15 protein-coding genes are annotated in these 24,648 nt (G+C 35.3%); 4 read left to right on the top strand and 11 right to left on the bottom strand.

Features of this window, described 5'->3' with window-relative positions; all coding sequences use genetic code 11:
• Positions 1 to 50: 50 nt before the first annotated feature.
• Positions 51 to 1,286, bottom strand: coding sequence for a diaminopimelate decarboxylase (gene lysA / locus RBH94_RS00425; RefSeq protein ID WP_307881883.1), 1,236 nt, complete (start codon positions 1,284 to 1,286; stop codon positions 51 to 53).
• A gap of 198 nt (positions 1,287 to 1,484) precedes the next feature.
• Here lysA and sucC point away from each other — a divergent pair, with 198 nt between their 5' ends.
• Together sucC and RBH94_RS00415 are read left to right on the top strand one after the other, a co-directional pair.
• Positions 1,485 to 2,675, top strand: a complete 1,191-nt coding sequence (gene sucC, locus RBH94_RS00420) for an ADP-forming succinate--CoA ligase subunit beta (RefSeq protein WP_188223356.1) — start codon at positions 1,485 to 1,487, stop codon at positions 2,673 to 2,675.
• Positions 2,676 to 2,906: 231 nt separating this feature from the next.
• Positions 2,907 to 3,251: a hypothetical protein gene (locus RBH94_RS00415; protein ID WP_307881882.1), complete on the top strand. Its 345-nt coding sequence runs from the start codon at positions 2,907 to 2,909 to the stop codon at positions 3,249 to 3,251.
• Positions 3,252 to 3,290: 39 nt separating this feature from the next.
• On the opposite strand, the gene RBH94_RS00410 is transcribed toward RBH94_RS00415, so the two are convergent.
• A complete protein-coding gene (locus RBH94_RS00410; protein ID WP_307881881.1) occupies positions 3,291 to 3,542 on the bottom strand; it encodes a DUF1456 family protein in 252 nt (83 codons plus the stop codon).
• Positions 3,543 to 3,918: 376 nt separating this feature from the next.
• Between RBH94_RS00410 and RBH94_RS00405 the strand changes: the two genes are divergently transcribed.
• A complete protein-coding gene (locus tag RBH94_RS00405) occupies positions 3,919 to 4,323 on the top strand; it encodes a TerB family tellurite resistance protein (protein WP_188223359.1) in 405 nt (134 codons plus the stop codon).
• A 40-nt stretch (positions 4,324 to 4,363) separates the two neighbouring features.
• Here RBH94_RS00405 and uvrB read toward each other — a convergent pair whose 3' ends face one another.
• The 7 genes from uvrB to RBH94_RS00370 form a co-directional block, all read right to left on the bottom strand.
• Positions 4,364 to 6,367 (bottom strand): excinuclease ABC subunit UvrB, encoded by a 2,004-nt coding sequence (gene uvrB / locus RBH94_RS00400; protein ID WP_307881880.1) that lies wholly within the window; start codon positions 6,365 to 6,367, stop codon positions 4,364 to 4,366.
• Between the two features lie 27 nt (positions 6,368 to 6,394).
• Positions 6,395 to 9,979 carry a T9SS type B sorting domain-containing protein gene (locus tag RBH94_RS00395; protein WP_307881879.1) on the bottom strand — a complete coding sequence of 1,195 codons (3,585 nt, stop codon included), beginning with the start codon at positions 9,977 to 9,979 and terminating at the stop codon, positions 6,395 to 6,397.
• A gap of 34 nt (positions 9,980 to 10,013) precedes the next feature.
• On the bottom strand, positions 10,014 to 12,338 hold the full coding sequence (locus RBH94_RS00390) for a T9SS type B sorting domain-containing protein (RefSeq protein WP_307881878.1): 2,325 nt from the start codon (positions 12,336 to 12,338) through the stop codon (positions 10,014 to 10,016).
• A 55-nt stretch (positions 12,339 to 12,393) separates the two neighbouring features.
• Positions 12,394 to 17,262 (bottom strand): choice-of-anchor L domain-containing protein, encoded by a 4,869-nt coding sequence (locus RBH94_RS00385; protein WP_307881877.1) that lies wholly within the window; start codon positions 17,260 to 17,262, stop codon positions 12,394 to 12,396.
• A 117-nt stretch (positions 17,263 to 17,379) separates the two neighbouring features.
• Positions 17,380 to 20,106: a T9SS type B sorting domain-containing protein gene (locus tag RBH94_RS00380; RefSeq protein WP_307881876.1), complete on the bottom strand. Its 2,727-nt coding sequence runs from the start codon at positions 20,104 to 20,106 to the stop codon at positions 17,380 to 17,382.
• Positions 20,107 to 20,132: 26 nt separating this feature from the next.
• Entirely contained in the window at positions 20,133 to 20,957 is an 825-nt protein-coding gene (locus RBH94_RS00375) for an ABC transporter permease (protein ID WP_188223365.1), read from the bottom strand.
• Between the two features lie 19 nt (positions 20,958 to 20,976).
• Entirely contained in the window at positions 20,977 to 21,873 is an 897-nt protein-coding gene (locus RBH94_RS00370) for an ABC transporter ATP-binding protein (RefSeq protein WP_307881875.1), read from the bottom strand.
• A 123-nt stretch (positions 21,874 to 21,996) separates the two neighbouring features.
• On the opposite strand from RBH94_RS00370, the gene RBH94_RS00365 reads away from it, so the two are divergent.
• The gene (locus RBH94_RS00365) at positions 21,997 to 23,058 is read left to right on the top strand and encodes a hypothetical protein (RefSeq protein WP_188223367.1); all 1,062 of its coding nucleotides are present in this window, start codon (positions 21,997 to 21,999) and stop codon (positions 23,056 to 23,058) included.
• A 15-nt stretch (positions 23,059 to 23,073) separates the two neighbouring features.
• Here the strand turns inward: RBH94_RS00365 and RBH94_RS00360 are convergent, their stop codons facing one another.
• On the bottom strand, positions 23,074 to 23,592 hold the full coding sequence (locus RBH94_RS00360) for a hypothetical protein (RefSeq protein WP_307881874.1): 519 nt from the start codon (positions 23,590 to 23,592) through the stop codon (positions 23,074 to 23,076).
• 38 nt (positions 23,593 to 23,630) lie between these two features.
• Complete coding sequence (locus tag RBH94_RS00355; RefSeq protein WP_307881873.1) at positions 23,631 to 24,647, bottom strand: COX15/CtaA family protein; 1,017 nt, start codon at positions 24,645 to 24,647, stop codon at positions 23,631 to 23,633.
• Position 24,648 lies beyond the last annotated feature (1 nt).

The raw sequence follows: 24,648 nt of genomic DNA, 5'->3' as shown, positions 1-24,648 counted from the left end.
CAACCAAAGGTTGAGCTTTTATAACTAAGATGTATAATTATAGAAATTGGTTATTTAGCCAACTCTTTTTGTTTTTTTTCTGAAAAATCGACTTCTATTTGATTTTTAATGATATCATCAAACGTTTCTCTTTTTCTAATTAAATGCGCTTCATTGTTATACCATAAAACTTCGGCAGGGCGGAACCTTGAGTTGTAATTGCTTGCCATTGAGAAACAGTAAGCCCCTGCATTCTTAAAACATAACACATCGCCTTCAGAGATTTCTTTAATTCGTCTGTTACTACCAAAAGTATCCGTTTCACAAATGTAACCTACAACGGTATAGAAACGTTCACTACCATTAGGATTAGAGATGTTAATGATGTCATGATGCGACCCGTAAAACATCGGACGGATTAAGTGGTTGAAACCAGAATCTACCTGAGCAAACACTGTTGAAGTGGTTTGTTTAACTGCATTTACTTTAGTTAAGAAGTAACCCGACTCACTTACTAAAAATTTACCAGGTTCGAAAGCCAAGGTTAAGTCTTTTCCGTATTCTTTACAGAAGGCGTTAAACTTAGCCGTTAATTTTTTACCTAATTCTTCAATATTGGTTTCAATGTCACCTTCTTTGTAAGGTACTTTAAATCCAGAACCGAAATCAATGAATTCTAAGTTTTTGAATTGTTTAGCCGTATCGAATAAAATTTCGCTCGCATACAAGAACACTTCAATATCTAAAATATCACTACCGGTATGCATGTGAATACCGTTAATAGTCATTCCTGTATTTTCAACAATACGTAAAATATGAGGAATCTGGTGAATAGAAATTCCGAATTTAGAATCAATGTGCCCTACAGAAATATTGGCATTACCACCGGCCATAATATGTGGATTAATACGAATACAAACCGGAACATTCGGGTGTTTTGTACCAAATTGCTCTAAAATAGACAGGTTGTCGATGTTAATTTCAACACCAAGTTTAGCTGCTTCTTCAATTTCAGCTAAAGACACACCGTTAGGAGTGAAAATAATTTGTTGAGGTTTGAATCCTGCTTTTAAACCCAGTTCGATTTCTTGTAAAGACACCGTATCTATACCAGAACCAAGCTTGTTGAATAATTTTAGGATCGATATATTTGATAATGCTTTAACAGCATAATTAAGTTTTAACTTTTTTACACCACTAAAGGCATTAGTTAGTCTGTTATACTGTGCCTCAATTTTCTCGGCGTCGTAAACATAAACAGGGCTTCCAAAATCTTCTGCAATTTTAAGCAATTGGTTCTCCAACATAATTTTCAAATTTTTGGCAAAGATATTTCTTTACTGACAATAAAAAATAAATAAATAAAAAATTATACAAGTTGAACAGAATGTTAATTATTTAACACAAGGTTGTTAGTTTATTATTTATAAAGTTTTCACATTGAAATATTAGGGTAAGTTATTGCGATTATTTACATTTGTGCCTCTTAAACTATTTAGCGAATTATGAATTTACACGAATATCAAGGTAAAGAAATATTAAGCAGTTTTGGTGTACGTATCCAACGTGGTATTGTAGCGCAAAATGCAAAGGAAGCTGTTGCAGCAGCAAAACAATTAACTGAAGAAACAGGAACCGGTTGGCATGTTATTAAAGCACAAGTACATGCAGGTGGTCGTGGAAAAGGTGGTGGAGTTAAGCTTGCCAAAAACTTAGAGCAGGTTGAAGAGATTGCTGGACAAATCATCGGCATGAACTTAGTAACACCTCAAACATCAGCTGAAGGTAAAAAAGTACACCAAGTATTAGTTGCAGAAGATGTTTACTATCCTGGAGATAGTGAAACTAGTGAGTTTTATGTATCTGTTTTATTAAACAGAAGTACAGGACGTAACATGGTTATGTATTCAACTGAAGGAGGTATGGATATTGAAACTGTTGCTGAAGAAACTCCGCATTTAATTTTTACTGAAGAAATCGATCCTGCTGTTGGTTTAACACCATTCCAGGCTAGACGTATTGCTTTCAACTTAGGATTATCAGGTACAGCATTTAAAGAAATGACAAAGTTTGTTACTAATCTTTATACGGCTTATGTAAAATCTGATTCTTCATTATTTGAAATCAACCCGGTATTAAAAACAAGTGACGATAAAATTTTAGCTGTAGATGCTAAAGTAACCATAGATGATAACGCGCTTTACAGACATAAAGATTACGTAGATTTACGCGATATACGCGAAGAAAGTGCTATTGAAGTAGAAGCTGGCGAAAAAGGATTAAACTATGTAGACCTTGATGGTAACGTTGGATGTATGGTTAACGGTGCTGGTTTAGCAATGGCAACTATGGATTTAATTAAGCAAGCAGGTGGTGAGCCAGCTAACTTCTTAGATGTCGGAGGTACTGCTGATGCTGCTCGTGTAGAAGCTGCTTTTAAAATCATCTTAAAAGATCCTGCTGTAAAAGCAATTTTAATTAACATTTTTGGTGGTATTGTTCGTTGTGATCGTGTAGCACAAGGAGTTATTGATGCTTACAAAAACATGGGTAACATTAACGTGCCAATTATTGTGCGTTTACAAGGAACCAATGCAGACATCGCTAAAGAATTAATTGACAACTCTGGTTTAGACGTGTTAAGTGCGACTGAATTCCAGGAAGCTGCAGATAAAGTACAAGAAGTATTAGCATAGGCTTAACATAGCCGTAGTATTTGTTAATATTACCATATAGTTTTAATAAGAGTAGTGTAAATCACTACTCTTTTTTTATGTCTAATTTTGACTCGTAAAACAAAAACAGTCAATATTAAAAGCTGTAAAAACTAAAACTATGAAATGAGCCTTAATGAAAAGTTGATTACACAACATTTGTTATTAGGCGAATTCCATCTGACAATTTAAAAACAATAAAATTATTAACAGATGAAAACAATTAAAGTATTATTAGTATTAGCAATTTTATTATGTTCAAACACCATTTTTGCTAATAATAGCAAAGTGAATGACCTTCCGAAAACGGAAACCATTACTGTAGAAATACAGAAGATCTTAAAGAACTCTAATTTGGAATTTACAGAGGAAGTTTCTGCTAATGTTTATTTTACTATTAATAATAAAAGCGAAATTGTTGTATTGTCAATTGATTCCGATTCAGATGAATTAGAGCAATTTTTAAAGTACAAACTTAATTATTGTAAAATTCAAGCCGAAGGTATGGCTCCGGGTAGAAAGTATTTAATACCGGTTAAGCTGGTATCATCTATGTAGTACAATTTTTAACCGTATTAAAAAAGCTCTTAATGAAAATTAAGAGCTTTTTTTGTTGTCTTGTTTTTTGGGAGGAATGGGGCCTCGCATATGAATTACCAGACCGTTTAAAAAGTTTCTTAAAATCTGGTCGCCACATTCCATGTATTTCGGGTGGTCTTCTTTTCTAAAAAAAGCACCTAGTTCACTTTTCGAAATTCTAAAGTCTACCAAAGCTAAAATTTTGACAATGTCATCGTCTCTAAGCTTTAAAGCCACTCTTAATTTTTTTAAAATATCATTATTTGTCATGTCTGTAATTTAAGTTCCAAAAGTACTATTCCTTTTTGTGAATTAGATAGTATTAAGAAGTGTTTTCTAGCGTTTTTGCAATTTTTATAAAGATAAATCAAAAAATGGAGATATAATGTTTAGTAATTTATTATTAAAGGTTGTTTGTAATGTGCTGATATTTAGTGTGTTGGTGTTTTGTGAAAGTGTATGTTGTTTCTGTTTAAAGTGTTGAAAATCAGATGAAAAATGATGTTGTTTTTTTATGAATTGAGATGAAATAATTAAAATAAACGACCAAATACACCACGGTTTTCGATAAGCTACAAATTATCTACGATTATAAAATTAAGGTTGTTCGTATCTTTATAGTGTAATTAATTAATCCCTTAACTATATGATTAATAGAGTCGAAAAATTAAGTCTCTTATCTGAAATGATTGCCTTTGCAAAGCATGATAAAGATATCAAAGATTTAGAATACAATTTTTTGTTAGGTGTTGCAAAACAGCTTGAAATTTCTCGAGAGGATTTCGACTACCTGATAGAACATCCTATTAACTATATTCATTTAAAATCACATAGTGAACGCATTGTACAGTTTCATCGTTTGGTATTATTAATGAATATAGATAACGAACAGAGTGATTCTAAAAAAATTGTAAAGCTACATAACTTTGGGCTACGCATGGGGTTAAGCCATGAATCCATTTCTAAGGTGCTGTATTTAATGGAAAGTTTTCCGAATAAAATAGTACCACCGGATGTGTTGATTGATATTTTTAAAACACAGTATAACTAGAAAACAAACTAGATATTTTTGGGAAGAAAAGCTAAGAGTGTTACACTTTTAGCTTTTCTAGTTTTTCCTGGTATCCTTTTATCTCATCTCGAAGTTTCGCCGCTACAATAAAGTCTAACGCTTTAGCAGCTTCTTCCATTAGTTTACGCTTATCTTTTATTTTCTTTTCTAATTCAGGTTTTGTTAGGTATTGACTTTCTGGTTCAGCAGCTTTAGCTGCTTCCAATTCGTAACTATAAGTACTAACCGAATTTTTAGACAAGGCATTATTTAAATTTTTATTTAATGCTTTCGGCGTAATATTGAATTTAGTATTGTAATTGATTTGTTTTTCTCTGCGATAAGTGGTTTCATCAATGGTTTGCTGCATGCTATTCGTAATTTTATCAGCATACATTATAGCCTTACCATTTAGGTTTCTAGCGGCTCTACCAACCGTTTGGGTCAATGAACGTGCCGAACGTAAGAACCCTTCTTTATCGGCATCTAAAATGGCTACCAGAGATACTTCAGGTAAATCTAAACCTTCACGAAGTAAATTCACACCAACAAGTACATCAAACAAGCCTTTACGTAAATCCTGCATGATTTCTACACGCTCCAAAGTATCAACATCACTGTGAATGTAACGGCAACGAATTTGAATACGATCCAGATACTTGGTCAATTCTTCTGCCATACGTTTGGTTAAGGTAGTTACCAAAGTTCGTTCATCTTTTTCAACACGTTGTTGAATTTCTTCAATTAAATCATCAATCTGATTTAAACTTGGGCGCACTTCAATAATCGGATCTAATAACCCTGTAGGTCTGATGATTTGCTCCACGTAAACTCCGTCGGTTTTCTTTAATTCGTAATCGGCCGGTGTGGCACTTACATAAATGACCTGATTCTGTATCGCCTCGAACTCTTCAAATTTTAACGGACGGTTATCCATGGCGGCAGGTAAACGGAAACCGTATTCTACTAAGTTTTCTTTTCTACTGCGGTCGCCACCATACATCGCATGCACTTGAGAAATGGTCACGTGACTTTCATCAACGACCATTAAATAATCATCCGGGAAGTAATCCAGTAAACAGAACGGGCGAGTGCCTGGTTGTCTGCCATCGAGATAGCGTGAGTAATTCTCAATACCTGAACAGTATCCTAATTCGCGAATCATTTCTAAATCGAATTCGGTACGTTCTTTAAGTCGCTTGGCTTCTAAATGTTTCCCAATGTCTTTAAAGTAATCGTGTTGTTTTACCAAATCGTTCTGAATATCCTTTATAGCATTTTGAAGGACATCAGGTGATGTTACGAACATGTTCGCTGGGTAGATATTCAGTCGGTCGTATTTTTCAATCACCTGATTGCTTTGAATATCGAAGGCTTCAATTTCTTCAATTTCATCCCCAAAAAAGTGAATCCTAAACGCGTAATCCGCATAACTCGGGAACACATCAACGGTGTCTCCTTTTATTCTGAAATTACCATGGTTAAATTCCGCTTCGGTTCTGGAATATAAACTTTGCACCAGACGGTGAAGCAATTTAGTTCTGGAAATTTCCTGATCGCGTTCTAAAGAAATTACGTTTTTTTGAAACTCTACAGGGTTTCCAATACCATATAAACACGACACGGAAGCCACAACTAGCACGTCTCGTCTGCCTGAAAGGAGTGACGATGTTGCGCTTAAACGCATCTTTTCGATTTCATCGTTAATCGATAAATCTTTTTCTATATAAACACCAGAAACCGGGATATAGGCTTCAGGTTGATAATAGTCATAGTACGACACGAAATATTCAACCGCATTATTTGGGAAAAACTGTTTGAACTCAGAATATAACTGAGCAGCCAAGGTTTTGTTATGGGCCAGCACCAGAGTAGGACGCTGCACTTCCTGTATAACATTGGCAACCGTAAACGTCTTTCCTGACCCCGTAACACCAAGTAAGGTTTGATATTTTTCGTCAGCATTAATGCCTGCTACTAATTGTTTAATAGCTTGAGGTTGATCTCCCGTAGGACCGAATTCAGATTCAATTTTAAAACGCATGATGCAAAATTACACAAAATATAACTCTTATCGCTTTAAAGTAAAGTGCCCAGTAAACGATCTGCCATCGGTTAGCTGAACAGTAAACCAATAGTCATCTGTTGCTAATAGTTCACCATTTAAAGTGCCATCCCAGCCATTACCCAGTGGATTTAGTTGTTTGATTAATTTTCCGTAGCGGTTATAGATGTATACCAAGCTTGAAGCCTGAGAATTATTTATGCCCTGAATTTTCCATAAATCATTTTGACCATCTCCGTTTGGTGTGAAGAATTTTCTGTAGCCAATAACAAACACATCAATTTCAACGGTTCCACAAATATCATCTTTAACAAACAGGGTGTAATCGCCGGCTCTCACATTATTAAACACAAGACTATCCTGATAAGAAAACGTGACTGCCCCATCTTTAGATTCTAAAGCAAATTGATAGGTTCCAGAACCTAAACTTTCAGGGTTATTTATAGTGACACTATTATTGTCCGATATGTCTACGATGGTTATGTCGTCTTGAGTTATCCTTGCTAATTCTGAAGCTTTAACAGAAACTGTTTTAGTAGATGAACAAAGTGTTGTAGGATTAGTTAATGTTATCGAATAGTTTCCAGGAGTGGATACATCTAAAGTTGTGTTGTTTGAAATTTCGGTACCGCCTTCAAAGGCCCATGAGTAGTTAAATACTTCTGAAGCGTTGGCTTGTATTGGTGTTAAGGTTACAGTAAAAGAAGGATCGGATGTACAAACAATTTCTTCTTCATTTATAGTGAATTCAGGCATAGGATTGACAATTAATTGGATATTAGTTGAAGCCACACAATTTGTGTTTAGAGGATTAATAACATCTACCGTTATCGTTTGTGTTGCTGAAACCAATGGATTAGGTAGTGTGGTTGCGTTGATTATTGCGGTACCATTGCTATCGATATAGGAAAAATAGATGTCCATATTGGCTTGATTGCCTAAAATCACATTTGAAAAAGTAGATGTGTCAAAATTATGGAGGCCATCATTTATATATGTACCATCAGTGCCATCATCACAGAATTCTTGTGGATCAACAGCATTTGCAATAGGTTGCTCGTGAATAATAAATTTAAGTGTCGTTTCATCAAAACAAGCACCATCAGGGTCTTCTGTTGTGTTATTAGTCACCCGAATGGTAATGGTTTGGTTCTCGGTTAAAAAAGGATTTGGTAACGGGCTAGGCAACAGGTTTCCTTGTTCGTCAAAATAGGAAACGGTAACATTAGCCGGATTTTGGTTTCCTAAAACTGTAGCTTCAATTTGTGATGTGTCAAAAGGAAAGTTTAAAATAGTGTTAGTCGTATCGTAATCACATTCAGGATTAAGAGAAACAGGATTTGCAACTGGTAGGCTTTCAACAATTAGCAGATTTTGAAATTCTTTTAATCCTAAACAGTCATTAGCCAAGCTACTCTTTATGCGCACCCAAATATTTTGGCTATGAGGTGAATTGGTATTTTGATGGGTGTCGACATTTATTATTTCATTGATTTCTAATTCCGCATCGGTTTGATTTTCGTAAAGATGTACCGTAGCGGGAATAGAGGAAAATAAGTTGTTTGCAATATAATTTTTAATATCACTCAAGTCGAAAGTTGAAATTCCATCTCTTTTATCTAAGCCATCATCACATTGATGTATAGCCACAGGGTTATAGGCATCCAGAGCACTGCCAGAAGGGTTGACTTGTAATTCTAACGAAACTACCCGGTAACAGCCATTAGGGTTTTCAACACGAATCCAAATGGTTTCGTTAGTGAAAGCAAGTTGGTTTGTGTAGCTTTCAGGTGAAGTTATATTTGAACCTTTATTTTCGGCTTCATTTTGATTATTGTAGTAGGTGAATGTTAAGCTTTCAGTTATATAATTAGGGTTTATTTCTTCTTTAATGTCATCCAGCGTTAAATTAAAGAGCGCGAAACCATCGTTTGCAGCGTCATCACATTGTGCGTAAAGACCAGGAGTGTTAACTTCCGGTAATTTGAAGATTTCAATTTGAAAACTGGTATCTGAATAACAATCGATAAAATTGTTATTGGTCATTCTAACATAAATAGTTTGTCCTCCGGAGACCGTATTAGTAAATGTTGTGGGATTAAGTATTTCGTCCACATACAAGGCATCTGTAAAATAAGTAAGCGTAAATTCAGAATCTGATTGACCATTAAGAATTTCGGTTTTTCTTTGGGTGATGTCTATAATTTTAAAGCCATCTGTATCTGTTCCTACGGAAGTGTCATCACATTCTTCAATAGGGTAGATGTTTGCAGCATCTAAAGGAAAGGCTGAGTTATAGACTTCTAAATTAAAATTAGAAATGGCATAGCAATCAGGGTTAAAGATGTTTTCTACTCTGGCGTAAATAGTTTTGCTACTACTATTATAGTTGGCTGGGTTTAAAATAAAGGACGTTCCGTTTTGAGCTTCCGCTAAACTTTCATAATAGGTAATGCTGACACCTGCAGAACTATTTATGCTGTTTATTTGTTGGGTTAAGTCAAAAGTGGTGTTGCCATTATTATCGTTATCGCATAACTGTAAATTTGGTACCACATTAGCATCGGTAAAGTAATAATTTACAGGGTCGGTAAAGAAATTACAACTACTATTTATAAGATTATTGGCATTATGCGCAAACTTTAGCCTAAAATGATGAAAGCTATTTGAATTTGCAGGAATAGTATAGTTTAATGTCGGGTTGGTTTCATTTGGTATATCTGTCCAGATGCCAGCTGAAGTTGATTCTTGCCAGATCATAACAAAATTGCTTGGTATGTCAGCAGATAAATTTACCGTCGTATCTGTTGTTCCACTCAGACAATATGTTTCATTGTTAACTATACTATTTGTTGCATCGCTAATTTCAATTTGAGGCCCACACGGGCGTACTTCAATATCATCTATAACTAAATCGTTACCTGCTTGACCGGATACATTATTTTTAAGCATAAAATAAATGTTTTCTGTGCCAGAAGGAACGGTAAAAACCAGTGTTTTTTTATGCCAGCGGTTGACACCTATTCCTGTGATGGAACCAGTGTCGGTGTCAATTATATTTCCTAAAGGGATATCATTAGCATCAGTAAAACCAACAATTAACTTAATGTTAGGATCTATAAAGTAACCAGGTTCGTTAGATTTTGCAAACCAAGCCGATAGTTCGTATTCAATATCATTACAAAGGCCATCTATTTTTTGAGCATAAAACACGTTTAAATCTGTTCCTGCATCGCAATAATAAAGATAACCGTTTGTGTTTCCTGTGTGGTCTGTAAAACTATCATTCCATCCAGCTCCACCGGGGGCAGCATCGTATGGGTTTTTCATTAATCCATATTGGTCATAACCAACTGTACCGTTTCCGCCAACATAGGTGTATAATTGCGCCGGTCTGAAATCGGGATGCACATCGGCATTCGGGTCTTGGTTTAATGATGGGCCCAGCCGAGCAGTTCCAGACCCGAAGTTTTCTGTAAAAACGGGATTCCCTAATGAGCAGGTTTGAGAAAACCCCTTTAAAACAAGGCCTAAAAAGCAAATAGTAAAAAGGGCTATGTATTTAGTTTTGTTAGTTTGCGTTTTTGTCATAACTAACAAATATATAAATATTTAGAATTGATTTTTAACGCTTTAAAGAAAAGTGTCCGGTATATTTTGAGCCGTCTTTTAAAACTACACGATACCAGTAGTCGTCGTTGGGTAGAGGTTGTCCTTGAAGTGTGCCATTCCAGCCAGATTGAGACGGGTTTATTTGTTTAATAAGCTTACCGTAGCGGTTAAAAATTTTTATGTCAATATCGTTATAAAATTCAGAAGTTACGCCATAAGGTTTCCAGAAGTCGTTAATGCCATCACCATTTGGTGTAAAATATTTAGGAAAACCCAAAACCGAAATCTGCTGTTGTACCATTCCACATCCGTTAAGGTCATTTACATAAACGGTATGAATACCGGCTGATACATTGCTGAAAGTATTACTGTCTTGAAATATTGAATTATCTATAGCAAATTCATAAATACCTTCTCCAGAAACATTAATGGTTACAGTACTGTTTTCTGATGCTTGAAGAATATCTATATTTTCAATGGTAGCAAGATTTGAAGGAACAACGTCGATGCTGTTACTTACTGCACATCCATTGTTAAATGTAACGGTAACTGTATACTTCCCGGTTTCGTTAACGTTTATAGTTGAGGTGTTTTGTGAAATTATACTGTTGTTTAAATACCATTGATAGGTTGGATTGTTATTTGACGCATTTAAAAGACCAGAATCAATAGTTATGGTTTCTGGATAGCTATTTAAACAATAACCAATATTTTCTATGGATGAAAATTGTGGTGATTCTAATACGACAAGATCAACAGAAGAAACTGCATAACAGTCAAAGCCATTTTCTATTTTAACCCAAATGGTTTCAGTATATGCATCAACATTTTCATAGGCATCAGGCAGTGCATTGGTTTCAGAAAATAAATTATCTGTGGTTTTATAAAAAGTTATTACAGAATTCACAGGAATATTAGGTTCAATGCGATTTCTTAAATCGTCAAGATTGAAGAGTGTGAATCCGTCAGGAGTGTCATCATCACAGGTTTCAAAAGGAGCAATTACAATGTTGTTAGTTGAAATATCTAAAGTGATTTCAGCTATAGAAAAACATTGATTTTGGTTTTCAACGCGAGCATAAACAATTTGTTGTGGTATGGTGTTTTCAAATGTTGAAGGGTTTGATATTTCATTCAGTTGATTCTCTGCATCAGATGGTATTCTGTAGAAATTAGATATTTGTAATGTGTTATCGCCATTGGTAATTGTTTGTTCTACGTCAAAAAGATTATAAGTTGTTAATCCATCCTGATTTTCGTCGCAGGCCATTAATGTCGTGTTTGAAACTATTGGCTTTTCAATATATTCAATTGTAATTTCTCCATAAGATGTACAATTATTACCCAAATCAATTTCTACGTTATAGGTGCCTGTTTCGGTAGCTATATAGGTGCTATTTGTCTCATTAATAAGAGCGATATTATCTTTAAACCATTTATAGGAAATACCATTGGAAGAACTGGCGTCAAGAGTGATTGTTTCATTTTCACAAAGTGGATTGTTAGTTGCAACAAGACGATGTTCGCCTAAATCGGTATTGAGGATAAAACTGCCTGCCTCAAGAAATACTGCCGAGTCGTATCGGTAATTTTGTTCGTCTGCAATTACCAGTTTAACATGATAAGTCTCATTAGGAACCGTGTTAGCGGTGGCAGTTAATACAGTTGTTTGGCCGTTAAAATTAATAGGAGCAGAGGTATTATTCCAACTCCCAAAATAAGCTTCGTTTTGAGCAGCACATCCATTTGGAATTTCCGGATGGACTGTAGTCACTTTTACGGGGGTTTGCGTGTTAGGGATAAGCGCAATATTATCGTATTGCACGTCATTTACATTTCGAATTAAAAAGCCAAACAAATCGGAATATTGGCAGGTGTTCGCATTATTTTCCTGATATTCTTCGGAAGCAAAAAGGTAGCGAAAACTAATTTGTGAAGCTATGGAAGTGAATTCAAATTCTATAATAGTTGCATTGGTAGTGTTGCTTTCGTTTAAAATATTTTCCAGATCATTGTCGCCATTCCAGTTATTGGCATTATCATCACTTAATGTTGTGTTGGGACCGGTAACATTTGAGAGTTTACCGGTACTTAAAACCACACCACTTTGAAAAGGAAAGGAGGTTCCTGAAGCGTCAAAATAACCATAACTTTGGTCGGTACCGTTAAAGTTTCCTCCACTAACATTGGTTACTACAACATTAGAAATGCAGTTACTGCCTATTAGAATATCTTCAATAAGTTGCTGCGCTGTATAAGATTGGCTGTCTACCTGAACATTTTGCGTAAAACCAAGTTTGTAAATTAAAAGAAAGCTTATAATTACGAGGTGCTTCATTATGAATGAACTATACCTGTAAAGATAAAAACTTCATTAGAAATCTATTGGACTTTTAACGTTTTAATGCGAAATGTCCTTTCACTTCAAAAGGGGGGCCATTTTGAATGATTTTGGCAACAAACCAATAGTCGTTTGAAGGCATAGGATGTCCATTGAAAGTGCCATCCCAACCTATAGAATTATGCGTTAAGGTTTTTAATAGTTTCCCATAGCGATCATAAATATAAACTAAAGTCCCCGGAAGCTGGTTGATACCTATAACGTGCCAGGTATCGAAAGTGCCGTCGTTATTCGGGGTGAAGAATTTAGGAATATCAAACACAAATACCTCGGTAATAACATCTTCACAGCCATTTAAATCTCTAATAGTAACCTGATGAAGTCCGAAGGTAACATTGTTAAATACGTTTGAAGTTTGAGGCTCGCCATTATCTAAAATATAAACATAATTACCGATACCGCTTACATCTACGGTGATACTGTTTGGGTCGGCAAAATCAACTTTAGTCGTGAAGTTGATATCCGCTATTTCAGATTCAATAAGGTTAAAATCCTTTCTAAGCGAACAGCCATCAGGGGTTGTGACTTCTACCCAGTGTGCTCCAATATCGGCAATGTCTAATTCAATTTCAGGGGTTATTTCTCCTGTATCCCAAAGATAAGTGTCTCCTGCATTTCCGGTTTCGGCACTCAAGGTTTGCGGTAAATCGTCAAGGCAAAGTGGCTGGACATCTTCAATTGGGATAATTGGTAATGGGTTTACATAAATGGTAAACTGGGTGACGTCGTAACATTCTGTGGTATTATTTTCAATTCGTGCATATACAACTTCACCATCAACAGCGGCGTGTAAGTCACCTAAAGGACTTATTCCGTCCATAGCATTGCTAATATCGTTATGATAGGTAATTGTATATTCGGCAGCATTTTGATTACCTAAAATAGTAGCGTTGTTATTCGTTAAATTGAATTCTAAAAAGCCATCAAAATCATCGTCACAATCCTCAAAATCCTGTGGCGTGTTAGCAATAGGATTTGGGTTGATTTGTAGTTCAAAAGCTTGTGTTACAAAACACCCAGTAGAGCTATTTGCTACTCTTGCGTAAATAGTAGGATTGTTACTGGTATATGTGTAATTTGTACTAAGGGCAGAAGTACCATTTTCGGCATCTAATTGCGAATCATGGTAGGTGATCGTAATATTATTAGTATTATCGACGAGCATATTATCTACCTGAGATAAGTCGTAACTATTGGTAGCGTTATCACAAAAAGGAATCGGGGCAATGGTATTTACGGCAGGAGGTAAATTGACTTGTAAATCCATAGCTATATAATCATAGCAACCAGTAATTTCAATTTCAGCTTTAACATATATGGTTTTGCTGGTTGTTATTGGGTACGTATTTATGGTTGAAGAAGGTATTTCATTAAGCAAATCTTCGTCCTCAAAGTATGTAATGGCAACATCACTGAATCTTACATTTTCAATATCGTAAACCGTTGTTGTTAGGTCTATGGTTGTAGTGCCGTCGTAATCTGTATCACAAACAGGGGCTATAGTTGCCGATAAAATATGTGGTGTTGGAAAGGTAATATATCTTACAACTTCAACTAAGGCACAGGCATTTCCTGCATTTTCGATACGTGCATAAAATTGGCCTTGTCGGTTTTGAGCGTTAAAGGTATAAGTGAACTGATCTGGTAACGGTGTTCCTGTATTGTTTATGGCATCATTTTCATCTAAGAAAAATTGAATGTTTAAATTATCGGTGCTCCCTTGAGTAATCTCCTGACGTTTTTCTTCAAAATTGAAAGTGTAATCGTTGGCAATACTTTGGCATACCGGAGGGAAATCGTTAAAGTTTTCATTATAAACAGGTAAGGTATCGACGGCTAAATCAAATGAACCAGTAGCGTTACAACTCGGATCTGAAATATTTTCAACACGAACATAAATGGTTTGCGCCCCTGAGCTGTTGTAAGTTGAGTTTTTGTCGATTAAGGTTGTGAAACTACTATCTTCAAAATAATATACTTCTTTACCGGTTTGGCCATTTAAAATTTCAGCATCTTTATTCGAAAATATAAATTCAGCCGCAGTAGTACCTTGTGGAACACAAATTTGATAGGTTGAAATGGAGGGGACTACTGGAAGGGTGTTAATGATAATATCGAATGACTGAATAGAAGGGCAGGCCGTTGTAGCAGATGCATCGGTAACACGAGCATATATACGCTGTGAATTGGCATCGTAATCAGAAGAATTCGTTATAGGTGCTATGTTTGCTTCAGCATTAGCAAGTGATGTGTGAAAACTTATGTTTAAACCACTAGGATCCGCAACTAATTCATCGATGGTATCATCTAAATTCACAATGGAAAATCCATCTTGATCGTTATCGCAAATAATAATATCATTGGGTGGAGTTGTTTCAGGAGCAACTGCTATGGCAATATCGAAAGGGTTTTCGGTGTGGCATCCTGTAGTGTTATTCGTAATACGTGCCCAAACTGTGGTTTGCTGATCTACAAAATAGGGAGTGGGCAATTGGTTCGCCGCCAAATTTTGTATTGCATCATTTTCAGAGGCAAAGTAAGTAACACTAAAATCTGTATTACCATTAAGAATCTGGGCATCAAATTCATTTAAATATACATCTGCCTGTCCATCATTATCGGTATCACAGTAAGGTAAGGGATCGGGAGTTGTAAATAATAAAATGGGGTTGACGCGTAAAATAATATCTTCTTCTTCGGTACAACCAGTATCGGTATTTACGATTTTAATTAATAGAGTTGAGGGCTGGGTAGCGCTAACATCGTAAAGCACATCTTTATCAATAGCATTATCGTTATCTAAATCGGTTTGTGTTTCGTAAAAGGAAACTTCAATAGGGAAATATATGGTTGGAATTTCACCTATAATGTAGCCTTCAACCGTGTACAAATCGAAACCAATAACCCCGTTACTGCCGGCTTCATCACATAAGGCGAACTCATTAGTGTCTGTTCCTGTAAGTAATAAGTTGCTGTGAATTTCTAAAGGAATAATGGCATAACATCCAGTTGTACTGTCTTCTAAACGAATAAAAATAGTTTGTTCGTTAGCAATAGTATTTTGAAAATTTGTCGGATCTGCAATGGGATTGCTGCCGGATTCGGCATCTTCCTGAGAGGTGTGGTATGTTGGATTGTTGAATCCGCTTTCACCATTTAAAATACGACTAATAACTTGTGTTAAATCGAAAGTAGCAAAGCCATCATGATCTGGATCGCAGGCATCAAGATACTGGCGGTCTCTTACAATTTGCGTATTACCATTAGTTACATTTAGTGTTAATATAACCGATGTATTTGTACAGCCTGTTTGTGTATCTTCAACTCTAACATATAGGGTTTCATTAGGGGTTGTGTTGGTGTAAGGATTAACAACAACATCATAGTCATTAATTGCTCCATCCTGCGAAAAGTGGTAACTCACAGATAGGTTTGCTTGTCCGTTCGTAATAATGTCGTCTTGTTCTCTTAAATCTATTTCAGTTTGGCCGTTAGGTACGTTGTCGTTATCACAGATATCCCAAACAGGAGGTTGTGTTACGTTGGGTAAAGCGTTAACAATTAAATCTATAGTTCCAAAAAACAAACAACCAGCATCAGTGTCCTCAACTCGAACATAAATGGTTGTAGATCCCGTTGTAATTGAAGTGATATTGTTACCAGGGTTATTTCGGGCATCGGCATTAGAAGTATAATAGGCGATGGTGTAATTTGCAGGAAGCGCCGGAATAGCATTTACAACGTCATTGTTTTTAGTTGATAAATTAAAAGTTTCTTGATTATCTCCGTTGGCATCACATAATGCATAAGGCGAAATGGGATTGGTGGTTAATTCGGTGTCAATCGTAACATTAACTTCGTCGGTGATAACACAGCTAACGCCACTTATAGTAACTTCAACTCGATATAAGCCACTTGTAGAGGTTGTTAAAATGGGATTCGTTTCACCCGATAAAAGGACATCGTCTCTATACCAGGCATAAGTAGCTAACGGATTTTGTATTTCACCGTTAAGGGTAACACTACTTGAGCAGGTATTAATATCATCGCCAAGGTCTAGGTCATTAAATGTAGCAGATTCTATAAATACCGCAGAATCGTAACCTGGGTCTCCAGCCTGGTCGGCAACAATAAGTTTTACATGGTATTGTACATTGGGAGTGACATTGCTAGCTGCCGTTAAAACCGTCGTGCTTCCATTGAAATTGGTGTTTGCAAGATTATAACCAGCAAAGTAATTTTCATTAGAAGCATCACAAATACCTAAAATTTCACTGTGAATATTGTTAACAGTTACAGGAGTGTTTGTTCCGGGTACAACAGCTATGTTCTCATAAGGACCTGTGCTGCCGGCTTCTCGAATTAAAAAGGCAAAACCATCCGATGAATTACAAGGGTAATTAGCATAGTATTCTTCAGATGCGAAAATGTAATTGAACTGAATGACATCTGAAAGGGCAACAAAATCAAACTCAATAACTGTAGCATTTACGGTATTACTTGTTCCTAAAGCGGCTTCTATATCGGGATCAGTTCCCCAATTTAAATCGCCTTCACTCAAATCATCAGAAACAACCGAGTTTCCTGCAGAAGCCGCATTACCTGTAGATAGAATAATACCTTGGCTCAACGGAAAATTTGTGTTGCTGCTTTGAAAACTACCAAAGCTGGAAAATCCATTGACGTTACCGTTTATGGAGGTTGTTACATTTGAAATTTCTACACAATTACTGGCTAAGTTGTTTTCAATAAGGTCTGTAACAGTGATAGAATTGTCTACCGTAATCTGTTGTGAAAAGACAAAATGGTATCCAAAAATAATCAGGATAAAACTCAGACAGGTATTTAGGCTTTTAGTCACTTGAGATGGTTTGGGTATTGGTTAATTAAAACGTAGTTTTAAACGTGTGAAAAGTAGCTAAAATTTAGATGAAACGCAAAGAAAATGCGACGAAATGCGTTATTATTAGGTTAAATATTAGCGTTTTAGGGTAAAGTGATCTTTGAAAATTCTACCATCCTGTAGCGTTACAAAAAACCAGTAGTCATCGTTTGGCAGCTGCTTGCCATTAAAATTTCCGTCCCAACCACCATTTAGAGGAGTTAATTCCTTTAATAGTTTGCCATATCTATCAAAAATCTGAATTTTTGAATTTGGCTGAAACATATCTGAGGTTCCATAAACCTGCCAGGTGTCATTAAATCCGTCGTTATTTGGGGTAAATACTTTCGGGAAGCCAATAACCGATACACTTTGGTAAACCATACCACAGTTGTTTTTAATATCTCTGATATAAACCTGATAAATTCCCGGAAGAACGTTGTTAAAAACATTACTTTCCTGATAGTCGGTTACAAGTATATTATTTTCATCGTAAAGAGCAAATTCGTAAAGCCCTTCGCCAGATACAACTGTTGTTATGCTATTATTGTTTGAGGCATCTTTAACGTTGATATTATCAATCGTAGCAATATTCGAAGCTTCTACAGTTACCGTTCTTTCCTTACTACAATTAGCCGAATTGGAAATGGTTACTGTATAAATTCCTGGTTGATTAATAGCTATGTCGTGTGTTGTTGCTCCGGTTGACCAAGTGTAGGTGTAATTATCGGGGCTATCGTTAAGCATACCAGCACTAATAGTAATGGTTTCCGGGTAAGTATTTAAGCAGTATAGTTTGTGGTCTTCAGGTTCAACTTTTGGTATTTTATTAACCGAAAGGAAGATCTTATTGATGCCAAAGCAGCTGTTGTCGTTTTCTATTCTGGAGTAAATGGTTTGGTTGTAAGGTGTTGTGTTTTCGAAACTTGAGCCTAGTGAGTTTTGTTCCAAAAGGGCGTCATCATAGGTTCTGTAATACTTAATGCTAGATGTTGAAATATTATTAGAAGATCGTAATTCCGTTGAAATATCATCCAGATAAAATGTATTGAGACCGTCTTCAGGATTCAGTTCATCACATAAAGGTGTAGCAGAAAAATCAGGGATTTGGGTTGTGCTAACTTGTAATGTTAGTGTTGAAGTATCAAAGCAGTTCGTGACTTTATTGAAGACTTTTCCGTATACCGGCTCTGGTACATCTGCATTGAAATTATAGCTTTCAGGGACATCGATAAAATTTGTAAGTGATGCATCTTTATAAAATTCAACATCCAGGTCTGGATTGTTACCGGTTAAATACGTTGAAGCTTCCGTTAAATTAAACCTGGTAAAACCACCTTGTATGCCATCTTCATCACATTGGGTTAAGGTGTAATCGAACCCTACTGGATTATCATTATAAATAACGTTAGCAACACCTTCTAAGGTTTTGTCGCATTCCCCAGTATTTGGATCGATAAAAACACTGTAAACCCCTCCTTTATTTACTTCTAAAAAATAATCGGTATGTGTTATTTCTTGCCCATTATACGACCAGATGTAAGTAGCTCCAGGAATTTCTGGTGCTTGTAAGGTATAGGTGTCTCCTTCGCATAATTCAAGTTCAGTAGAAAAGGTATCTGTATAACCAATAATATCGATTTTTTGTGAAAAGAACGAAGTGATAAAAGGCGGTAAGCCTTGACGCCCATTTCTACTTAATTGAAGTGCATTATGAGCATAATTACTAGCAGCCCCTTTGTTATTAGGGGAATTGATTACTGATAGGTAAGGCAACCCTTGGTTATAGCTTTGATTCATAGAACGGTAAATTTTACCATTCGGTCCTAATTGTAGGGCACCTCTATAGGTTTGTCGGTGGTCTAAAACAACCTCGGTTAAACTGATGTTTGGTGCAGTTACATCGTATTGTAAAAGAGCTCCATATTGGTAAATAGGATTAAATCCTTCTTCTTCGGTAGTTTCATAATAAGAGGTTATATAAAGTAATTCACTATTAGGAGAAAACTCAACACCATAGGAAACCTGTGGCTTTTGTCCGTTTTTAGAAAAACTAATACCAATTCGTGTTTCATTGCTTACAACTCCCGTGGTTTTATCAAAATCATAGATGAAAAGTCCGTATCTACCATTAGCAGAAACTAGTTTTGTCCCTTCTGGAGATAATTTTAAATAACCTCGTTTATCTTCAATATTAGTGGCAAAGGCCGATTTTACAGGAGTTGTGTTTAGGCCGCGCGTACTTACTTCATAAGCATAATAGGTGTCAATAAATTCAGTTCTATCTGGTGCAAATGTAATGACCCATATCGATTGACTAACACAATCTTTAACAACAGCAGTAACCTTTTCTGAACAGTTAGATAACAATCTTGAATTTTTGGTAGTTACATTACCTAAACCTGATTCTAAACTCATATCTACAATAGAGTAATTAAATCCGTAGTCGGGATCATTTCTGCCAACAGAGGTGTCTACTGTAAAAATATAATAGATATTCGGGTTTTCGGGTTGTGGTACGACTATGGCTGATTGTGTGCTTGAGGAGTCACCGTAAAGCCCAAAACCATTAGGCATACGGTTATGATTTTTGTTCCAAACGCTTACACCATCGGTATAAAATAAAAGATTGCCGTTGGCATCAGAAATCGTAGCGCAACCTTCGGTGGTACTTAAACGGCCGTTGTTAAGTTCAGAAATGGTTCCGTCAAGATTAAAACGAATCCCGGCATTATCGCCAAAAAACCAGTTAGAAGCTTCACTTTGACTAAACCCCAAAAGGCCATTTAAACATATTAATAGAGTGGCTATTTTCTTTATCATATGATAACAAATCTATTAAAAGATTGTTATAAATCACGTTTTTTTAACAGTCTGTACGATAAAAAGATGAAAAGTGCTGTCCAACCTAAAACTATGGCGATTTCATACCAATGTACGGCGTAGTCGTACATAAGTTCGCCTTTATCCGGAAACTTTGTCATAGCAATACGTTGAAACGGTTGGTCGATTAATTTATACATTGATTTTAAAGGGAAAAAGTTTTGAATGCTTTCGGCTACATCCATATTGAATTGCCATGTTAGTAGGCCAAACCCTAACCACTCTAAAATAAAAAGGATAAATAAAAAGGCTAAAGCGAATGCCGAGCGTTTAGCTAGCATTCCGAAGAATAAACACAAACTAAAGAAACCAATAAGCTTGACTAAATACGCTAGTAAAAAACTAGTTTCTCTAATTATGATATTAAACTCGTTGTAACTGGAATAGTATAATCCAATACATAAAGAAATTAATCCGATCAGTACTGTTGAAGCTAGAGAAAAGAATATAATGGCGTAAAATTTAGACAAGATAAATTCCTTTTTACTTAATCCGTCTATCAGGTTTTGTTTTATGGTTTTGTTACTGTATTCGTTACCAATCATACTTACCACCACAATAGCAAAAAAGAACTTAAACTGCGATGCAAAAAATGTAGTTAAATGCCAGATGACTGGGAAGTTGAAAATGCCCAATTCACCGAGTTCTAAAGTGAAAAAACCAAAAACGTTAATTTTTAACGAGGATAAAAGGATAACAAAAAAAGGTAGGATGAAGGATATAAATATTAATACCTTACTGGTACGATTCAATAATAATTTTTGTAATTCTAGATGTAATAATCGAAGCATGCTTGTAGGTTTTTAGCGGTTAGTTTTTGTCTGTTAATTGTAAAAATTGCTCTTCCAGGCTTTCTTTACGTTGCACTAAATGGGTAAGCACAATACCATTATTAAAAAGGTATTGGTTAAACGTACCGCTATCTATAGGTTCATTTAAAAATGCTGTGACTAAATGGTCTTTCACTTTAATTTTTGAAACCGATTTGTGGTTTTCTAAAAGTGAAATTAATGCTTCTTGATTATTGGCTTTCAACTCGAAGAAACCATGACTGGAAATCATTTCATCAACACGACCGGAATATAGCTTCACGCCTTTTCTTAAAACCACCACATGAGAACATACCTTTTCAACCTCGTCTAATAAATGGGAGGCAAGTAGAATAGTCGTGCCTTTTTCCGCAATTTGCTTTATAATTTCACGTATTTGATGAATACCTTGAGGATCTAATCCGTTTGTTGGTTCATCAAGAATTAAAATTTCCGGATCGTTAAGCAGGGCAGAAGCAATTGCTAATCGTTGTTTCATACCTAACGAATAGTTACTAAACTTACTATCCTTACGATCTAACAGACCAACAATTTCCAGCTTTTCATCTATTTTACTTTGGTCAACACCTTTTATTTTACAAACCAGTTTTAGGTTTTGGGTTGCTGTCATATAAGGGTAAAAGTTAGGGCGCTCTATAATAGCACCAACTTTTTTTAAGGCATCATGAGTTGTTGTGTTACCATCAAACCATTTAAAATCGCCACTGGTTTTATTCACCACGTTTAAAACAATACCTAAAGTTGTGGATTTTCCACTGCCGTTTGGACCTAGAATACCGTAAACATTGCCTTTGTTTATAGTAAATGAGAGGTCTTTTACAGCGGTTAAATGACCGAAATTTTTGGTGAGATTATTAATGCTAAGTATTGGTTCCAAATGTTTTAGTTTTTATGCCGAAGCACAGGTTAGTTAAAAGTATGACGATATAGCTTATATTTTGTTACAGGTTTAAAATAAAATAAGTAAATTATGACCTCGATTTGAAGGAACAAAATGCATATGAACGATTTAATTATTTCAAAAAAGAAACCATCTTACCCTATAACTGAAAAGCTTGATGCTTATTTAGCCGAATACAACAGAAACATAAAATTACCGATATTTTATGATGATTTATTGCGCTTTCAAGGGTCTATTGTAGTTTATGATAAAGAAGATAACGATACCCTTTGGATTCGTGTTTATTATAACGATTATGAGCGTGAGGAGATTGAATATGCTTTAAAAAAGGTATATACCATATTGCATTCCGATGGAAATGAAAACACCTTTCCGTTTTTAAGTGTTGATGCGATCGACTATTGTACGTTTGGAAATTCTAAACCTTTCAGAATTAAAGTACGAAATATTTTAAATGATAATTTTACGTATTTCTACATAAAACGAGCAGATGCTTCGCGTATTTATGGTTTAGAGTTAGAACATATGTTGTCGCCTTACAATTTAAATTTTTTGGTGTATAGAGACACATTAATTGAAGAGCACATTGCGGGTATTCCAGGTGATGAGTTTATTAAAAAGTTCTTGCCTAAATGTGATAAATCTGAAAAGTCACAAATTGCAAAGGAGTTTGTTAAGTTTAATGAACGCTGTATGATAAGGCTTTTAGGCGATATGCGCTCCTACAATTATGTAATTGTCCCTACTCATGATTTTGATCATGTGGTGTATAAAATTAGAGCGATAGATTTCGATCAGCAATCGTATGAAGGAAAGTTTAATATTTACCGTCCGCAGTTTTTTAAAGAGAATTTAAAAATGGTAGAATTGGTATCTGAAACGTTTCAGAAATTATCAATAGATCAGTATAAAATAGAAGAACGTTCTATATTGGTGAAACGTTTAAAAAGTTATCATAATCGTATAGGAACGCTCTTAGAATGTATGGAGGATGATGTGATTTCTAAAGAAGAAAACATCAAATTATTGAAGTCTAAAATATACGATTATACTTTAGATGTCGGTTTTAAAAAGTGTAAATCTATGGGAAATATTCTAAAGAAGTCTCTAGAATATTTAACCCATAATTATGAAAATGTGAATCCTTTAAAGTTTAAATAACTTTGGGATTATTTTTTAGTTCCAGTTTTCGTCGAAGTCTAAACCGTCGTAGTCATCGAAATCAAAGCCGTCTTCGAATTCGTCATTAAAATCATCATATTCTTTTTCAGCTTCAAAGTTTTTCTCTGGAGCTGTATCAGGAATTTGTCCGTGAACAAACATGAGGTTCGGATAGTCTACACTTTCGTTTTCTTCAGCAATTTCAGCTAATTCCACGTAAAATGTCCACATACTTAAAAAGTCGTAAACATAAATAAGTTTGGTGCGCGATTTGTCTACAGCATCGTTAATAGAGGTTTCGTTCATCAAGCGAGCCGAATTATCGTCGCTTAAATCGAATAACGAAATTTCTTCACCTTGGTTCCATTCATCATCACTTAAATAGAATGAAGCCATTTCATTACCATCAAATCCAAAAGATTGTGTAATGGTGTTATGTAAATCTTCAAGGGTGTCGTCTTCACGAATTTCTAAATCACGAAACACATCCTCTTCAAGATCGTTATCAAGTATAACTCTAAATCTGTAAATCATTGTAAAAAATTAAAGTGCAAAGGTATGTTTTTTTTCAATTATTTTGTGAACCTATGCAAGGTAAATGTCATGGCGCTTAATAAGAAAAATGCCCCTATTTGATGGGCGATTCCTAACCATAGTGGTACTTGTAATAGTATTGTAAACACCCCTAAAACAAATTGAACTAAAACCAAAATAATTAAACTGTTAACGCCTTTTCTTTGTAATTCTGTTAGGTTGAATTTTTTAGATTTCCACCAAATAAGACCAATACAAAATACAACCAGATAAGCAATTGTTCTGTGCACAAATTGAATACCACTTGGGTTTTCTATTAGGTTTTTATAGAAGGGCTCTAATATGTAAGCACTAAAGTGGATAAATTGCCCTTCATTCATTAAAGGCCAATGGTTATGTAATAAACCAGCTTTTAATCCAGCAACAAACGCACCATAAATAATTTGAATAATTAGTACTAAATAACCTACAACAATTATGTTTCGCATAGGTTTGTTTATTGGCTTTCTATTTGGGTAAATTAAATCTAATGCGACCCAAAGGGTTGCTGCAAATGTTATGAAAGCTGTAATTAAATGTGCTGCCAGTCTAAAGTGGCTTACATCAGGCATATCTATTAAACCACTTTTTACCATATACCAACCTAAAAAGCCTTGAAAAGCCCCGAGACCTAATAAGACAATACATTTTTTTATAGTTGCCTTTGTGAGTTGTTTTCTTATTAAAAAGTAGATGAACGGAAGAATAAAAACCATGCCAATGGTACGACCAATGACGCGGTGCAGCCATTCCCAGAAGTAAATCGATTTAAAATCTTCAATAGTAAAATGATTATTTAACTTTTGGTACTCTGGGTATTGCTTGTATAAATCAAAAGCTTCTTGCCATTCCTGGTCGCCAATAGGAGGGATGGTTCCTGTAATTAATTTGTAGTTTGAAATCGATAAACCAGAATCGGTTAATCGGGTAATTCCACCTACAATAACCATGATGAAAATTAGTAAACAACCGGAAAGTAACCAGTAAATTACACGTTTATTGTCTTTTGTTTTCATA

The sequence above is a fragment of the Aestuariibaculum sp. YM273 genome (genome assembly GCF_030908365.1).
Lineage (GTDB): Bacteria > Bacteroidota > Bacteroidia > Flavobacteriales > Flavobacteriaceae > Aestuariibaculum > Aestuariibaculum marinum.
This window is presented reverse-complemented; position numbering and strand designations above follow the sequence as displayed.